The sequence below is a fragment of the Paracoccaceae bacterium genome (genome assembly GCA_033344815.1).
GTDB lineage: Bacteria > Pseudomonadota > Alphaproteobacteria > Rhodobacterales > Rhodobacteraceae > Roseobacter.
In genome coordinates, this window is sequence record JAWPMR010000001.1 from 2,206,758 (window position 1) to 2,220,059 (window position 13,302).

Annotated in this window: 18 protein-coding genes; 6 read left to right on the forward strand and 12 right to left on the reverse strand. The window is 54.8% G+C overall.

What is annotated here, in order from left to right:
• Positions 1-165 precede the first annotated feature (165 nt).
• The 3 genes from R8G34_10285 to R8G34_10295 all read left to right on the forward strand — a co-directional run bounded on the left by R8G34_10285 (position 166) and on the right by R8G34_10295 (position 2,055).
• The gene (locus R8G34_10285; GenBank protein MDW3223257.1) at positions 166-288 is read left to right on the forward strand and encodes a hypothetical protein; all 123 of its coding nucleotides are present in this window, start codon (positions 166-168) and stop codon (positions 286-288) included.
• A gap of 78 nt (positions 289-366) precedes the next feature.
• Positions 367-942, forward strand: coding sequence for a hypothetical protein (locus R8G34_10290; GenBank protein MDW3223258.1), 576 nt, complete (start codon positions 367-369; stop codon positions 940-942).
• Between the two features lie 207 nt (positions 943-1,149).
• Positions 1,150-2,055 carry a LysR family transcriptional regulator gene (locus R8G34_10295; protein ID MDW3223259.1) on the forward strand — a complete coding sequence of 302 codons (906 nt, stop codon included), beginning with the start codon at positions 1,150-1,152 and terminating at the stop codon, positions 2,053-2,055.
• A gap of 12 nt (positions 2,056-2,067) precedes the next feature.
• Here R8G34_10295 and R8G34_10300 read toward each other — a convergent pair whose 3' ends face one another.
• The 4 genes from R8G34_10300 to R8G34_10315 are packed head-to-tail and all read right to left on the reverse strand — an operon-like array spanning position 2,068 to position 5,044.
• Entirely contained in the window at positions 2,068-3,027 is a 960-nt protein-coding gene (locus tag R8G34_10300) for an OmpA family protein (protein MDW3223260.1), read from the reverse strand.
• Positions 3,024-3,596 (reverse strand): peroxidase-related enzyme, encoded by a 573-nt coding sequence (locus R8G34_10305; protein MDW3223261.1) that lies wholly within the window; start codon positions 3,594-3,596, stop codon positions 3,024-3,026. The genes R8G34_10300 and R8G34_10305 overlap by 4 nt, the downstream gene beginning before the upstream one ends.
• A 12-nt stretch (positions 3,597-3,608) precedes the next feature.
• The gene (locus tag R8G34_10310) at positions 3,609-4,322 is read right to left on the reverse strand and encodes a GNAT family N-acetyltransferase (GenBank protein MDW3223262.1); all 714 of its coding nucleotides are present in this window, start codon (positions 4,320-4,322) and stop codon (positions 3,609-3,611) included.
• Positions 4,319-5,044: a molybdopterin-binding protein gene (locus tag R8G34_10315; protein ID MDW3223263.1), complete on the reverse strand. Its 726-nt coding sequence runs from the start codon at positions 5,042-5,044 to the stop codon at positions 4,319-4,321. Before R8G34_10315 ends, R8G34_10310 begins: the two co-directional genes overlap by 4 nt.
• A 50-nt stretch (positions 5,045-5,094) precedes the next feature.
• On the opposite strand from R8G34_10315, the gene sfsA reads away from it, so the two are divergent.
• Together sfsA and map are read left to right on the forward strand one after the other, a co-directional pair.
• Positions 5,095-5,802: a DNA/RNA nuclease SfsA gene (gene sfsA, locus R8G34_10320; GenBank protein MDW3223264.1), complete on the forward strand. Its 708-nt coding sequence runs from the start codon at positions 5,095-5,097 to the stop codon at positions 5,800-5,802.
• Positions 5,803-5,869: 67 nt separating this feature from the next.
• A complete protein-coding gene (map, locus tag R8G34_10325; GenBank protein MDW3223265.1) occupies positions 5,870-6,748 on the forward strand; it encodes a type I methionyl aminopeptidase in 879 nt (292 codons plus the stop codon).
• Here map and R8G34_10330 read toward each other — a convergent pair.
• Genes R8G34_10330 through R8G34_10340 form a run of 3 tightly spaced genes read right to left on the reverse strand, consistent with a single transcriptional unit; the run spans position 6,745 to position 8,695 of the window.
• Positions 6,745-6,915 carry a hypothetical protein gene (locus tag R8G34_10330; protein ID MDW3223266.1) on the reverse strand — a complete coding sequence of 57 codons (171 nt, stop codon included), beginning with the start codon at positions 6,913-6,915 and terminating at the stop codon, positions 6,745-6,747. The two genes, map and R8G34_10330, sit on opposite strands and share 4 nt — an antisense overlap.
• Before the next feature lie 17 nt (positions 6,916-6,932).
• A complete protein-coding gene (rsmD, locus tag R8G34_10335; GenBank protein MDW3223267.1) occupies positions 6,933-7,490 on the reverse strand; it encodes a 16S rRNA (guanine(966)-N(2))-methyltransferase RsmD in 558 nt (185 codons plus the stop codon).
• Positions 7,487-8,695 (reverse strand): FAD-dependent oxidoreductase, encoded by a 1,209-nt coding sequence (locus R8G34_10340; protein MDW3223268.1) that lies wholly within the window; start codon positions 8,693-8,695, stop codon positions 7,487-7,489. Before R8G34_10340 ends, rsmD begins: the two co-directional genes overlap by 4 nt.
• A 96-nt stretch (positions 8,696-8,791) precedes the next feature.
• On the opposite strand from R8G34_10340, the gene R8G34_10345 reads away from it, so the two are divergent.
• The gene (locus R8G34_10345) at positions 8,792-9,280 is read left to right on the forward strand and encodes a peroxiredoxin (GenBank protein ID MDW3223269.1); all 489 of its coding nucleotides are present in this window, start codon (positions 8,792-8,794) and stop codon (positions 9,278-9,280) included.
• A gap of 54 nt (positions 9,281-9,334) precedes the next feature.
• On the opposite strand, the gene R8G34_10350 is transcribed toward R8G34_10345, so the two are convergent.
• Genes R8G34_10350 through R8G34_10370 form a run of 5 tightly spaced genes read right to left on the reverse strand, consistent with a single transcriptional unit; the run spans position 9,335 to position 12,930 of the window.
• The gene (locus R8G34_10350) at positions 9,335-10,177 is read right to left on the reverse strand and encodes a mechanosensitive ion channel (GenBank protein ID MDW3223270.1); all 843 of its coding nucleotides are present in this window, start codon (positions 10,175-10,177) and stop codon (positions 9,335-9,337) included.
• A gap of 3 nt (positions 10,178-10,180) precedes the next feature.
• The gene (locus R8G34_10355) at positions 10,181-10,477 is read right to left on the reverse strand and encodes a 4a-hydroxytetrahydrobiopterin dehydratase (protein ID MDW3223271.1); all 297 of its coding nucleotides are present in this window, start codon (positions 10,475-10,477) and stop codon (positions 10,181-10,183) included.
• Entirely contained in the window at positions 10,474-11,661 is a 1,188-nt protein-coding gene (locus R8G34_10360; GenBank protein ID MDW3223272.1) for a GNAT family N-acetyltransferase, read from the reverse strand. Before R8G34_10360 ends, R8G34_10355 begins: the two co-directional genes overlap by 4 nt.
• Before the next feature lie 46 nt (positions 11,662-11,707).
• Complete coding sequence (locus R8G34_10365; GenBank protein MDW3223273.1) at positions 11,708-12,475, reverse strand: glycerophosphodiester phosphodiesterase family protein; 768 nt, start codon at positions 12,473-12,475, stop codon at positions 11,708-11,710.
• Positions 12,472-12,930 carry a RidA family protein gene (locus R8G34_10370; GenBank protein ID MDW3223274.1) on the reverse strand — a complete coding sequence of 153 codons (459 nt, stop codon included), beginning with the start codon at positions 12,928-12,930 and terminating at the stop codon, positions 12,472-12,474. Before R8G34_10370 ends, R8G34_10365 begins: the two co-directional genes overlap by 4 nt.
• Positions 12,931-13,302 lie beyond the last annotated feature (372 nt).

The following is a 13,302-nucleotide window of genomic DNA, read 5'->3' on the forward strand; positions in this document are numbered from 1 at the left end:
ACCCGCAAGATACGCACTGCTGGCAGGCTTGTTCCCATAGAACAACAGGATTTTGAAGATCAGGAAAATGCCAGTACCGAGGCGAATACCTTCGTTTCTAAAGTGTTTAAGGTCAAAAACGACTTTCCAGAGGCACAGGGCTATGTAGTGTTTTAGGTCGAGGGAATGAGTTACCGCGAGGCCGTCGAAATCATGAAAATGCCTATTGGCACCGTAGTGAACCGTTTGTCCGCCGCACGAAAAACACTGAACCTCAAGATGCCGGATGAACAAAGGTCCGCCCAATGAGCGAAGCCTACTCATATCACAGATGAAGGCCTGAAGGCCTACCTCGCCGGTGAGTCGAGCATCGACCCGAGCCGTCGTATGGAAACGGCATTGGGTCATGACCTTTCGCTTAGCGCGCGTCTGACAGCCATCATTCTTGACGTCAAATCGTTGCGACGAGAAGTCCTTGCCAGCGAACCTGCGACGCCGCAATTGCCTGAATGGCCCGAAGTGCAGAGGGGCCATGGCAGGTCCGGCGTGTTTGTGGCGGGGTCGGCCGCAAGATCGAGCATAAGCGCGCTCCTGATCTCAGTAGATTTGATGCGGCCTCACACCGCCGAAGGCTGGGAAAATTTCGTAACCAGCTATCAGGTGCTTTGCAAACCAGACACGTTGCGTACCGCCGATCCAAGCAGGGCCGACAGGATCAATCAATTGCAACCGGTATCCAGTGCCGTGGGGCTTGACCTGAATGATCTGCGGCAGGCGCCCGGGCTGACGCTCAAGCGTGCGCGAGTGCCGGGCTTTGGCGAGAGCCACTGGTTTAGATTGCGTATAGACGTCCCGGCGGGACACCGGTTGCCCAGTGCATCATACTGTCTGATCCGCCGACGGTTATGTCCGAAAGACCGCGGACACTGCACCGAAGTCGCCCGCGCCATCCGTTCCTTGTGATATGTGATGTAGACGCGGCACCCTTGCCGTAAGCCGCAGAGGTTTTCGCGAGATCTCCGTGACTTTCAAAGCCCATTGGAAGGGTACTATCTTGTTTCCATGATCGGAACGATCCGCACGGAAACCTCTGTATTGTCTCACCTCTGCCGCATTTACGCCTGAATTGGCGAGCACATTGAAGCTAGGAAAGTGGTTTGGGAGATGGCAATGGATCGCCTAGCAGAAATGGAAGCCTTTGCCACAGTAGTGGACCAAGGCGGTTTCACAGACGCAGCCCGCAAAATGGGGATTTCAAAATCCGCCGTCTCGAAACATGTCTCCTCCCTCGAAGCGCGGCTTGGTGCACGCCTGCTAAATCGGACCACGCGCCGCGTCAGTCCAACCGAAATCGGATTGGCTTATTACGACCGGGCGCGCCGGGTTTTGAATGATGCAGGTGAAGCAGATGCTCTGGTGACCTCTATGCAAAGCGCGCCTTCCGGCCTTTTGCGCATTTCGGTGGCGACAGATTTTGGCGTAAACCATTTGTCCCCGGTCCTCAGCGAATTTCTGTCGGATTTTCCGGACATCACAGTCAACATGGTTTTGAACAACCGCTATGTCGAGCTGATTTCAGAAGGTTTTGACATGGCCGTACGCATCGGGGAACTCGAAGACAGCAGTCTCAGGGCGCGCAAACTGACTGAAACCACCAAACGCATGATTGCCAGCCCGTGCTATTTCAAAAAACACGGGCGCCCGGAAAAAATTGACGATTTGAATAATCATAAACTGCTGCACTATTCAGCCCAATCCTCTGGCAATGTCTGGAAGCTCACGGCACCATCTGGTGAAAAACGTCAGGTTCGTACCGCCGGTTGGTTGAGCGTCAATGACGGACAATCCCTGTTGAATGCCGCAATTTCGGGCCTTGGCATCGCCTATTTGCCCAGTTTTCTATACGCGGATGCACTGGACAAAGGCCTCGTGGAAGACGCAATCCCGCAATTACCCATAGAGAGCCAGGGCATCTATGCAGTTTATCCGCCCGGGCGCTTCACACAGCCCAAAGTTCGCGCATTTATCGATTTTCTCGTACATGCCTTTGCGGAAAAAGGCCCTGCTGACTGGTAAGCCTTTCCCGGGTCATTCAACGTTCAAAATAACGGCTTCGACGCGGCGGTTTTGACGGCGTCCCGCCGCAGTCAGGTTTGTTGCCACAGGCGCCAGATAACCCATGCCTTCGGCGTCCAACCTGCCTGCGTCAATACCATATTCCTCAATAAGCCGGGTTCGAACTGAACGTGCGCGTGCGCGGGACAAAGAGATATTCACATCCAAGGCACCCACAGTGTCCGTGTGTCCCACAAGCGCCACGCGCAGATCACGACGTTCTGTCAAGGTAGCGGCAAGTCGCTCCAGCGATGCAAACGGACCCGCGCCCAAGTCTGTTGTCCCTGGTGCAAAATCAAGATCCTCCAGGATCGCAAACCCCTGATCCACGAACTCGTCTGATTGCGGTTGAGAACTTCTGTCGCTATCGGGCAGGAGAGGATCTGTTGGAGGGCTTGCTGAGGATGAGATCGGATTTGGATTGATTTGTGATCCCGCAACCGCCTCGATGATTTGAACATAGGCAGACGCGCTGGTCACAGATACAAGTACGCTGATGGCTTCGACCGGTGCATCGCGTGGACCTTTGAACGCCGTCAGATAGCGGTAAGCGGCAATGTTCACGTACATATTCGGACCCGGAAGGACTTCGACTGCGAAACGGAAGTCAAATCCACCGCAAGACGTGTTCTCACATTCAAATGCCAAGACATACCCCAGGCTCTCGATCTGAGCCCTCAGCGGAGCGATAACCTGCAAGGTCGTCAATCCGCTTGAATCTATGCGCCATGCTCTTCGCGTTATGGATCCTTCCACCGTTTGGAACGGCACAACACCATCGGAAAATACGCCAATGGGTGCCGCAAAACTATCCGGTTGCGTGGCCCGTTCGACGGTCAGGCGTGCCGCATCAGGCAAGGCAAGCTGCGCCGACGACGCTCCAGCGATAAGGCAGAGGGCAAACCCGGTCAGGAAAGCATGCTTCAGGCTCATCTCGCCTGCGCGTGATAGTCATCATTCGGTCGCATTGCCGTCGCGCTCGCCACCCGGTTAGTCATGTTGAAAAAGCCCGCGACATTGGCAATGTCCCAGATATCGCGATCCGTGAAGCCAACTTGTCGCAAAGCGTCACGGTCGCTTTCCTCTATGGTGGCGCTGGATGATGTCATCAGAGCTGCGAAATCAAGCATGGCGCGTTGGCGGGCGTCCAGTTTGGCCACGCGATAATTCATCACCAGCGCTTCGCCGAGCATGGCATCACCGGACATTGCCCGAACGGCGGCGCCATGCGCGACAAGACAGTAAAAGCACTTGTTCACCGAGGAAACGACGACCGCGATCATTTCACGCTCCAGCTTGCTCAGGCCAGATGGCGCCAGCATCAGATCGTTGTACATGCCTGTAAACGCATCCAGTTTGTCAATGTCGAAGGCATAGGCACGCAAGACATTCGGGATCATACCCAGTTTGTCCTGACACACATCAAAATATTTTTGCGTCGGAGCCGGGAGTGGATCCACCATAGGCAGATTCAGGGCCGTTGGGGGTGCAGTGTCAGCCATGTCTCATTATCCTTAAGCAGCTTTGTGACGGTAATGGTAATGCCCCACCCGTTCAAAGCCCAGAGAGGAATAGAGTTTGTTCGCGGGGCGGTTTGCCGCGGTGCACAAGACCGACATATGGGAGGCACCATGTTTTTGTCCCCAAAAAGCCGCAGCACGCATAATCCATTGCGCAACGCCCTGACGGCGCTGTCCGGGCAGGACCTCAACAGCGTGCACCATGCATATGTCACCGTCCACCGCTGCAAAAGCGGCACCGGCGGGCTTTTCATTCCAGCGAGCCAGAATACCGGTCTTCACATGCGCACGCTCCATGACATCAATGCGTTCAGGTCCGATCCCGCCTTTCGCCCAAATTTCGCACATGATGGCCAAAGGCTCCCAAATGCAAAAGGCCGTAACACGCGGCAGCGGAACTTCCGTAAGGCGCTCGATGGCAACGCTATAAACATTGGTCGGATCAATAATGCCGTACCCTTGTGCCGCCAGCAGCGCGTCCAGCTCCTGATCATGAGGGCGGATCATAAAGAGCGGGTCCTGACCCCAATTGTCCATGGCGACCACGGCCTGTTCCACGTCTGGCTGTTGCACAGATCCATGAGCGGTCGCGGATGACACTCGTTTGCCACCCCCCGCACCGCGTCGCAATAGCCACGGGTCCACCATCGCTGTTTCAGCCGCAGGCCAGGTCGCATCGATAGCCGAATAAAACCGATCCGGGTTCATTCCAGAAACAACGCGGACAGACGTTCAAGAGCGACATGCACCAAAGTCGCATCTGATCCACGGATCACCACGTTAGACCCATATTGTCCGCTTTTGAGTTGAAACGGATAAGACCCCATGCTGAGTGTTGGATACTCTGCGGCAAGCACGCCGAGAGGCCCTGCAATATCACCCTCCCCACGTTCAATTCGCAGGGTTTCTGATACCAATGGCGCCCCACCGGTCAGCGTAGGCAACAAACTTTCAACCATCGCCTGAAACACCGACGGAACCCCCGCCATTACATGCACATTCCCGAGCGTGAAACCCGGTGCCCGTGAAACCGGGTTTTCGATCAATTGCGCGTCGTCGGGTATTCGTGCCATTCGCAAACGCGCTTGGTTCAGCTCCATACCCGTTTGAGCATAGTGTGCTTGCAAAATACGGCGCGCATCTTCGCGCACATCAATATGTTTATCAAATGCCTCCGCGATACAATCGGCTGTGATGTCATCATGCGTTGGCCCAATCCCGCCACTGGTGAAAACGTGGTCATTGTCGGAGGAAAGCGCCTTAACCGCTTGTATGATGGCAAACCGGTCATCGCTCACGACCCGCACTTCACGCAGATCAATCCCTGCCTCGGTGAGCTTGCCTGCGAGATGGTACATATTGGCGTCACGTGTCCGACCGGACAGAATTTCGTCGCCGATCACCAGCATGGCTGCCGTTGGGTTGGGCATCGCTTCGCACTCCTTGCGTCTTACCTGTTGCGAGGTATAAACCTGCACTCATGCGCTTTCAAACCGATCTTGTTCCTGCACGGCTGAGCCGGCGGTATAAACGCTTCCTTGCTGACTGTGTTTTGGAAGGATCCGGCACCGAGGTCACAGCACATTGCGCCAATCCCGGTTCGATGATGGGTCTTGCTGATCCGGGCACACGTGTCTGGCTTGAACCAAATGACGATCCAAAAAAGAAACTGAAATACGGATGGCGACTGGTGGATCATGGAAATGGCCACTTTACCGGCGTAGATACCTCGCTGCCAAATCGCGCTTTGAAAGCTGCCCTGCAAACACAAACGTTACTTCCCTTTGCGGCATATGATGTGATCCGCCCCGAAGTGAAATATGGTCAAAACAGCCGGATCGATTTCTTGCTTCAGGCCCGCGAATTGCCGGATGTTTACCTCGAGGTAAAAAGCGTGACTCTGTCGCGCCAGCCGGGCCTGGCTGAATTTCCGGACAGCGTGACGGCGCGAGGCGCCAAACATCTTGATGAGCTGGCCAAAGTAGCGGCGGCGGGTCATCGCGCCGTGATGCTCTATCTGGTTCAGCGCACTGACTGCACCCATTTTGACCTCGCCCGGGATATTGATCCAACTTACAGCGCTGCTTATCATGCAGCGCAAGCGGCAGGTGTTGAAACTCTATGCTATCGTACAAATATTTCACCTGAAGCCATTATAATGGCGGACGCGTTGAAAATTTCGATCTGAGGATCCTCTGGTCCTTCGATATGTTGCGCGTTAAAAGCACACGTAATACAGATGATGGAGCACTTGCGTGAACGAAGACCTTCGGGGCCGTCACACCAAAGACGGCATACGCATATACGAAAAAGCCGACTTCGCAGGCATGCATGCTGCGGGCGCATTGGCGGCGCGAATCCTTGATGAAATGGCGGCTTTGGTTTTCGTGGGCCAGTCGACCGGTGCCATTGACAAAGCGATCACCGAAATGGTGGAAGACGCGGGGGCGACGTCGGCGACCATTGGCTACAAGGGTTATAAGCATGCCAGCTGCATTTCGGTGAACCATGTGGTTTGCCATGGCATCCCGGGCGCGCCCATACCTAAAAACGCCAGCGAAACCGTTTCCAAGGATCTGGAAAAACGCCGCGCTGACGACAAATTGCTGCAGGGCGATATCGTCAATATTGACGTGACGGTGATCGTTGATGGGTGGTTCGGGGATACCAGCAGAATGTATGTCGCAGGGTCACCGCCCAAAAAGGCAGCAAGACTCATTCAAGTCACACATGATGCACTGATGAAAGGTATCGAGAACGTCAAGCCAGGCAATACATTCGGCGACATCGGCCATGCGATCCAGACCTATGTCGAGAGCCAACGCTTGTCGGTGGTACGAGACTTCTGTGGCCACGGACTTGGCCGCGTGTTCCATGCCCCGCCCAACGTTCTGCACTATGGAAATCGAGGCACAGGCGCGGTTTTGGAAGAGGGCATGTTCTTTACCATTGAACCTATGGTCAACCTCGGGCGTCCAGAGACCAAGACACTGGCGGATGACTGGACAGCCGTCACGCGAGATAGATTCTTGTCAGCACAATTTGAACACTCCGTCGGTGTAACGTCGGACGGGGCTGAGATCTTCACGCTCTCTCCCAAGGGCATGTTCCATCCGACTTATGCAACCGGCTAGTCCTCTTTCTGCGCGTTCTGGAGAATGCTCAACAGCATGGTTTCCTGACCCCACGGTTGCACCGCATCGCCAATGAAAACGGGTGATGGACGCGGCGCGGGCGGCTTTTGAGCGCTGCGATCAGGAGTGCTCAGCGGCCAGAAAAAGGAGAGCGTGGAGGCAAACATGGGTTTATACTAACACATCACTCCAGTAGTTTCGACAATAAGGTTATGTGCGTATCGCCATATTTCCGTTGATCCACAGGACGAAATCCATGTGGGGCCGGCATTGCTTCGGCTTCTTCCCAGACGACAAAAGCGTCAGGAGCCAGCCAACCCGAGCTATCCGCATGGATGAGCGCTTTGACACCAAGACCTTTCCCATAGGGCGGGTCGAGAAAAACCAGGTTGTACGGGTCAAAGTTACACTGCGGTAAGTGCCGCACATCGCGTTGAAGAATTTGACTGCTGCCCCCGACCTGCAATTTGGCGATGTTTTGACGAATGAGGCTTTGGGACGCGCGGCCGTCATCAACGAATGTGACAAACTCAGCGCCCCGAGAAAGGGCTTCCAGCCCCAACGCGCCTGTACCGGCAAACAGATCCAATACCCGGGCTCCCGCAATGACATCGTGATGAGTGAGAACGCTGAACAGGCTTTCACGAACCCGATCTGTTGTGGGGCGCAGATGCGCAGATCGATCCCCTTTTCCCACGCTTGCTAGGGCCGTGCCACGGTAGTGTCCTGCGATGATCCTCACGCTTTCAAGAGCGGTTTGAGGTCTGCAGAAGCATCCGCCACAAGAGCTGGATCCGCCGTTTTACCAGCCTCAATCAGACGTTTGCCGATCATATATGCACGCGGGTCGTTCATGGCATCCACGGCGATCAATTCATCGCCGCGATAGTACCAGAAAGAGGCCGTCTGCCCGTCTCCTACCCGGCTCACCACATCTGTATATCCGCTGTTTAGTCCCGCGATCTGCAGTTTTACATCGTATTGGTCAGACCAGAACCACGGTTTTGCGACATAGCACTTTGCGGCCCCCATCAGGTTTTCTGCCACGGTCTCTGCTTGCTCAATCGCGTTCGGGACACTCTCCAATCGGATGCGACCCCCTTGATAGGGCAACGACGTACAATCTCCGGCAGCCCAGATATGCGGATCGGACGTGTGCCCCTGAGCATCAACCTTTATGCCATTCTCCAGATCCAACCCTGCATTTTCGGCTAAGGCCGTCGCCGGGCCGATCCCAACGCCAGCGATGACAAAATTCGCGTCCAGCTTAACCCCATTGCTTAACGTGGCACCGGTTACCGCACCTTCGCCGGTCAAACGCTCCAGCCCCACGCCTTCCAGGATTTCGACACCGTGTGATTGGTGCAGCGCGCGAAAATAGTCACTCGTCTGAGGGGCCGCGACACGTTGCAAAATACGCTCAGCCATTTCCACCAGCGTGACTTTCAAACCCAGTTTGGCCGCGACTGAAGCCGCCTCAAGCCCAATGTACCCACCGCCGACGATAAGGACTTTTTTGCCCGCCTGAAAGCGCGGTGCCATCGCGTCCACGTCCTGCAGATCGCGCACCACAAAGACCCCATCCAGATTGCCCCCAATGCTGTCCGGCAAGCGACGCGGCACGGATCCGGTGGTCAGCACAAGATCGTCGTACTGCAGCGTTTCGTTGCCAAGCGCCACTGTTTTCGCCTCAGGGTCAATCCCAGTAACCGTCTCATCCATCCGCAGGGTAATTGCGTGATCCGCGTAAAAGGCAGCAGGACGCAGGTAGAGACGCTCTAAAGTCATGTCTCCCATCAAGTACGCCTTGGACAAAGGGGGGCGTTGATAGGGCAAAACCGGTTCTGCACCGATGAGAGTGATCTGATCCTCGCAACCGCTGTTTCGCAGCTTTGCCACACAAGAGGCACCCGCCTGCCCGGCCCCGATCACAACGATGTGGCGCATACTGCCCCCTTTATTAACGAAATCTTCTGGTCCTGACCAACGCCGCAGCCTATATCCACGACAACGACAAACGCAATTGCAAGAAAGGCGTATCACATGACGATTTCACAAGGCGACCAACTTCCCGACGCAACTTTGATGGAAATGGGCGCGGAAGGACCAGCGCCTGTATCTCTTGCGGACAAAACCAAAGATCGCAAGGTCGTCATTTTTGCAGTGCCGGGCGCTTATACCCCGACCTGCCACTCCGCGCATGTCCCGAGCTTTGTACGCACCAAGGATCAGTTTGATGCCAAAGGTGTAGACGAAATCATATGCGTGTCGGTCAACGACCCGTTCGTCATGAAATCCTGGGGCGAGGCGACAGGGGCTGCCGCAGCCGGTATCACCATGTTGGGCGATGCGGATAGTTCCTTTACCAAGGCCATTGGCATGGACTTCGACGCGCCACCTGCTGGGTTGCTTGCACGCTCCAAACGCTATGCGATGCTGGTTGAAAACGGTAAGGTAACCCTGCTTCAGCCCGAAGAAAGTCCCGGCGTGTGCGAAGTATCTGCTGGCGAAGCGCTTCTGGACAATATGTAAAACGCGAAAGGCCCGGAACAAACGTTCCGGGCCTTTTCATCAGGGTTTCCCACTTCAGGACGCTTGAACGATCGTTGTCGTTGGAAACGGAATGTCGATGTTCCCCGCATCCAGTGCCTCTTTGACTGCACGTTTCATATCTGCCTGATAGGCAAAGAATTCCGACGCTTCGACCCAGACGCGCACAAGAAAATCGACTGAACTGGCACCCAGATTATTCACTTGGATAAAGGGTTCGGGATCGGACTTGGAGCGTGGATCAGCCATAATCGTGTCGAAGATTATTTTCTCGGCCTCGGCCAGATTAACACCGTAACCAACCCCAAACGTCCACTCGGCGCGTCGCGTTGAATTACTGGAGTAATTGGTGATGACATTGCCCCAAACTTGCGAGTTTGGAATGATGACCTGAACATTGCTCATATCCGCAAGCTCTGTAAAATTCAGTGTGATCGCCTTGACGCTTCCCAGCGTCCCGCCCACATCCACGAAATCACCCAGTTTAATTGGACGAAACAGGATCAACATCACGCCCGCTGCGATGTTTGAGAGCGTCCCTTGCAAAGCCAGACCGATGGCAAGGCCCGCCGCACCGATGATTGCAACAACGGATGTGGTTTGAACGCCAAAGGTATTGAGAACAAAGAGGAATGTGAAACCCAGAACAATGTAACGCACGATCGACGCAAGAAAGTCGAAAAGCATGTCATCCAGATGCGCGTTTTTGCTCCCCAAGGCCTTTACGCGCCGTTGTAGCCATGCCGAGATCGTCCAGCCCACAAAAAGGATGGCAACGGCGGCAAAAACGGAGCCCGCCGCGCCCAGAAGAAATTCCAGCGTCAGAAGATCCGCCAGCGTATTTCCCTGCCAGATTTCAGTATTTAGTAAATCGTCCATTGCTTACTCCGCGAGGCTGTCCATTTTTCGTGCAAGTTTTGCGTCGAGCGCGCTGATGCCACCGACATCATGCGTGGTCAACACGACTTCTACCGTCTTGTACACATTGTGCCATTCAGGGTGATGGTCCCATTTTTCAGCCCAGATTGCCGCGCGGGTCATCCACCCGAAAGCTTCAACAAAATTCTTGAAAACAAAGGTTTTCTTTAGGGCATCCCGTCCGTCGACCATCTCCCAGCCAGCGGCAAAGAGGGGCTCCAGCAAGGGTCCTCGCGTTTCTTCGCTCAATTTTTCGGTCATTCCTGTTCCTCGATTTCTGCCCGTTTAAATGGGCCGTATTCTGTTAACACGTTGATCTCTTCATCCACAGCGTCGCGTTCTGCTTTGAGATAACTGTCTATGGCACCGGCAAAACCTGCATCATTCACCCAATGCAAGGACCAAGTCGGCGTCGGCAAATAACCGCGCGCAAGTTTGTGTTCACCCTGTGCACCCGCCTCTACCCTGGATAACCCCTGTTCGATGGCGATATCGATGGCACGGTAATAGCAAAGCTCGAAGTGCAGGCACGGATGATGTTCACTACATCCCCAGTAACGGCCATAGAGCGCCCGAGCTCCGATGAAATTCAACGCGCCCGCCACCCAGCGCCCGTCCCGTTCAGCCAAAACCAAGGCCATGTCATCACGCAGCGTCTCTTGTGCGATGTCAAAAAACTTGCGTGTCAAATAGGGTGTGCCCCATTTGCGCGCACCCGTATCCTGATAGAACTGCCAAAAGGCATCCCAGTGTTCGGGCTTTAAGTCGTCGCCTGAGAATGTGTGGATATCGCCGCCGAAACGCTGTGCTTGGGCGCGCTCCTTACGGATGTTCTTACGCTTGCGTGAACTTAACGTGGCAAGAAACCCGTCAAAGTCGGCATAACCATCGTTACGCCAATGGAACTGTTGGGTTTTGCGGCGCATCAGGCCAAGTGCCTCACCACTCTCGGCCTCGTCTTCGGTGCAAAACGTCAAATGAAGCGACGAAATATTGTTGTTATCCGCGAGTTGCACGGCACCTTGGATCAACGCCGCGCGCCCTGCGTCCTCAAACCCCGGGCGCACCAGCAGACGCCGTCCCGTGGCGGGCGTATGAGGCACGGCAATCTGCAATTTGGGATAGTAACGGCCGCCTGCGCGCTCATAGGCATGCGCCCAGTTGTGATCGAAAATATACTCGCCCTGACTATGCGATTTAACATACATCGGGGCGACTCCGATAAGCTGATCATCAGCATATGCTGTCAGGTATTGCGGCTGCCAGCCAGTACCCGCGCCCACGGATCCGCTTTCCTCCAAAGCGCTGAGGAACCGGTATGTCGTGAAAGGATCGTTTGGTCGCGCACCGTCAACCGCCTCTGGGCAGGCGCAAGCATCCCAGTCACGCGCAGCGATCTCGCGTAACGACGGAATGATCCGTATTTCAAATTCCTGTTGCTGCATCGCCCCTTACCCTGCCATGTCTAACCTGTAGCACTCATGCGCAGGTTCAAGCGGGAAAGGCCGCGAGGTAGCGTTCAAAGGTAATATTTTGCGCAATTTTGCGTGCGCACGCCTCTTGTTGCGGCGATTTGACTGTCCAACACAGAACAGCAGCGCCTTGTGATTTCAGGTCGGCCACACGCGCACGATCAAGGTCGTCGATGTCGTGACTGATGAAACTGCATTCTGCCTTTTCATAATCGGGGATGTTCCGCAGATGTTCGCGCGTTTCAAGAGGTAAGTTCCAATTTTTTTCCGCGAAGGATTCAGTTACCAACCCACGCGCAATACCCGGGCACAACTCCGCCATGAGTCTTACCGAATTTGGATTGAAGGACATGACCGCAACGGGACCCGGGTACCCTTTCAACGCCTGGGCTACAGCCCTTTCCAGCGGCCCGACATCCTGTCCCATTGCGCCGTCCTGATCCTTGATCTCGATCAGCAAGGGGACTTGGCCGGCCACCAGCTCCAGAACCGCGACAAGATCTGGAATGCCTTCATCCCCTCCGCGCAAAGGTGTCTGGCACAAGGCATCTTTTGTCTGCGCTCGAATTGGACCTGTAGCATCTGCCAGACGGTCCAAGGCGTAGTCATGGAAAACCATGGCCTGCGCATCCGAACTTTGCTGGACGTCGATCTCAATACCGTAACCGGCCGAAATCGCCGCACGGATGGCCGCGCGGCTGTTTTCGGGACGCCCCTTCGCCACATCATGCAAGGCGCGATGTGCAATTGGCGTCGTCAGGAAGGCTTGAGGCAGAGCGACCTTCATTTGATCTCGAAGATACCTTCGATTTCAACTGCAACGCCAAGCGGCAAGGAGGCCGCCGAAACAGCAGATCGCGAATGACGGCCCGCATCGCCCAAAGCTTCAACCAGAAAGTCGGAAGCGCCATTGATGACCTTTGGTTGATCAGTAAAATCAGCGGTCGAGTTCACAAATCCGGTTAGTTTGATCACGCGGACCAAACCATCAATGTCCCCGCCACAGGCGGCCTTGACCTGCGCAAGCAAACTGATCGCGCAAAGGCGTGCAGCTGCGGCGCCATCTTCGGTTTTCATGTCAGCGCCTAATTTACCTGTCACGAGCCCGTCCGGACCGTTCGAGATTTGCCCCGACACATAAAGCGTGGTGCCGGATTTTACAAAAGGCACATAGTTGGCCGCTGGTGCAGGGGCGTCCGGCAAGGTGACGCCCAATTCGGCGAGACGGGAAGCAAAACTCATTTCAGTATCCTTTTGGTGAGATCGGCGTTACGTTTTCCACTTTTAATGACGCATTCTTTTCAGAGGTGCAATTTCGCTTTTCAAATGCACTATGTGCTAGCCAAAGCGAAAGGCATATCCAGCACTCTGGTTCCCCTGTGTCTGCTGACTTACAACCAGATCAATAGCCGTTAGACACGGCTTGAAGATCACTTTATTGAGAGGAGAACATCGTATTTTGCAGTTGCTCCCTGTTTCTAAGGAAGGTTTTGATTGCGAAGTAGACGCATTTCCGCTTACAGGTTTTAATTTACCGCACAGATTGTGGACCTTTCAGGCATTTAGACGTTAAGGTCTCGATGTCGCGTTGCGGCCACATGATACTATTTCCTA

What these genes read in the sequence shown, in the direction of transcription:
- R8G34_10285 (MDW3223257.1), top strand. Translation starts at nt 166, where the DNA reads ATGAGTTACCGCGAGGCCGTCGAAATCATGAAAATGCCTATTGGCACC.
- R8G34_10290 (MDW3223258.1), top strand. Translation starts at nt 367, where the DNA reads ATGGAAACGGCATTGGGTCATGACCTTTCGCTTAGCGCGCGTCTGACA.
- R8G34_10295 (MDW3223259.1), top strand. Translation starts at nt 1,150, where the DNA reads ATGGATCGCCTAGCAGAAATGGAAGCCTTTGCCACAGTAGTGGACCAA.
- R8G34_10300 (MDW3223260.1), bottom strand. Translation starts at nt 3,027, where the DNA reads ATGAGCCTGAAGCATGCTTTCCTGACCGGGTTTGCCCTCTGCCTTATC.
- R8G34_10305 (MDW3223261.1), bottom strand. Translation starts at nt 3,596, where the DNA reads ATGGCTGACACTGCACCCCCAACGGCCCTGAATCTGCCTATGGTGGAT.
- R8G34_10310 (MDW3223262.1), bottom strand. Translation starts at nt 4,322, where the DNA reads ATGAACCCGGATCGGTTTTATTCGGCTATCGATGCGACCTGGCCTGCG.
- R8G34_10315 (MDW3223263.1), bottom strand. Translation starts at nt 5,044, where the DNA reads ATGCCCAACCCAACGGCAGCCATGCTGGTGATCGGCGACGAAATTCTG.
- sfsA (MDW3223264.1), top strand. Translation starts at nt 5,095, where the DNA reads ATGCGCTTTCAAACCGATCTTGTTCCTGCACGGCTGAGCCGGCGGTAT.
- R8G34_10330 (MDW3223266.1), bottom strand. Translation starts at nt 6,915, where the DNA reads ATGTTTGCCTCCACGCTCTCCTTTTTCTGGCCGCTGAGCACTCCTGAT.
- R8G34_10340 (MDW3223268.1), bottom strand. Translation starts at nt 8,695, where the DNA reads ATGCGCCACATCGTTGTGATCGGGGCCGGGCAGGCGGGTGCCTCTTGT.
- R8G34_10345 (MDW3223269.1), top strand. Translation starts at nt 8,792, where the DNA reads ATGACGATTTCACAAGGCGACCAACTTCCCGACGCAACTTTGATGGAA.
- R8G34_10350 (MDW3223270.1), bottom strand. Translation starts at nt 10,177, where the DNA reads ATGGACGATTTACTAAATACTGAAATCTGGCAGGGAAATACGCTGGCG.
- R8G34_10355 (MDW3223271.1), bottom strand. Translation starts at nt 10,477, where the DNA reads ATGACCGAAAAATTGAGCGAAGAAACGCGAGGACCCTTGCTGGAGCCC.
- R8G34_10360 (MDW3223272.1), bottom strand. Translation starts at nt 11,661, where the DNA reads ATGCAGCAACAGGAATTTGAAATACGGATCATTCCGTCGTTACGCGAG.
- R8G34_10365 (MDW3223273.1), bottom strand. Translation starts at nt 12,475, where the DNA reads ATGAAGGTCGCTCTGCCTCAAGCCTTCCTGACGACGCCAATTGCACAT.
- R8G34_10370 (MDW3223274.1), bottom strand. Translation starts at nt 12,930, where the DNA reads ATGAGTTTTGCTTCCCGTCTCGCCGAATTGGGCGTCACCTTGCCGGAC.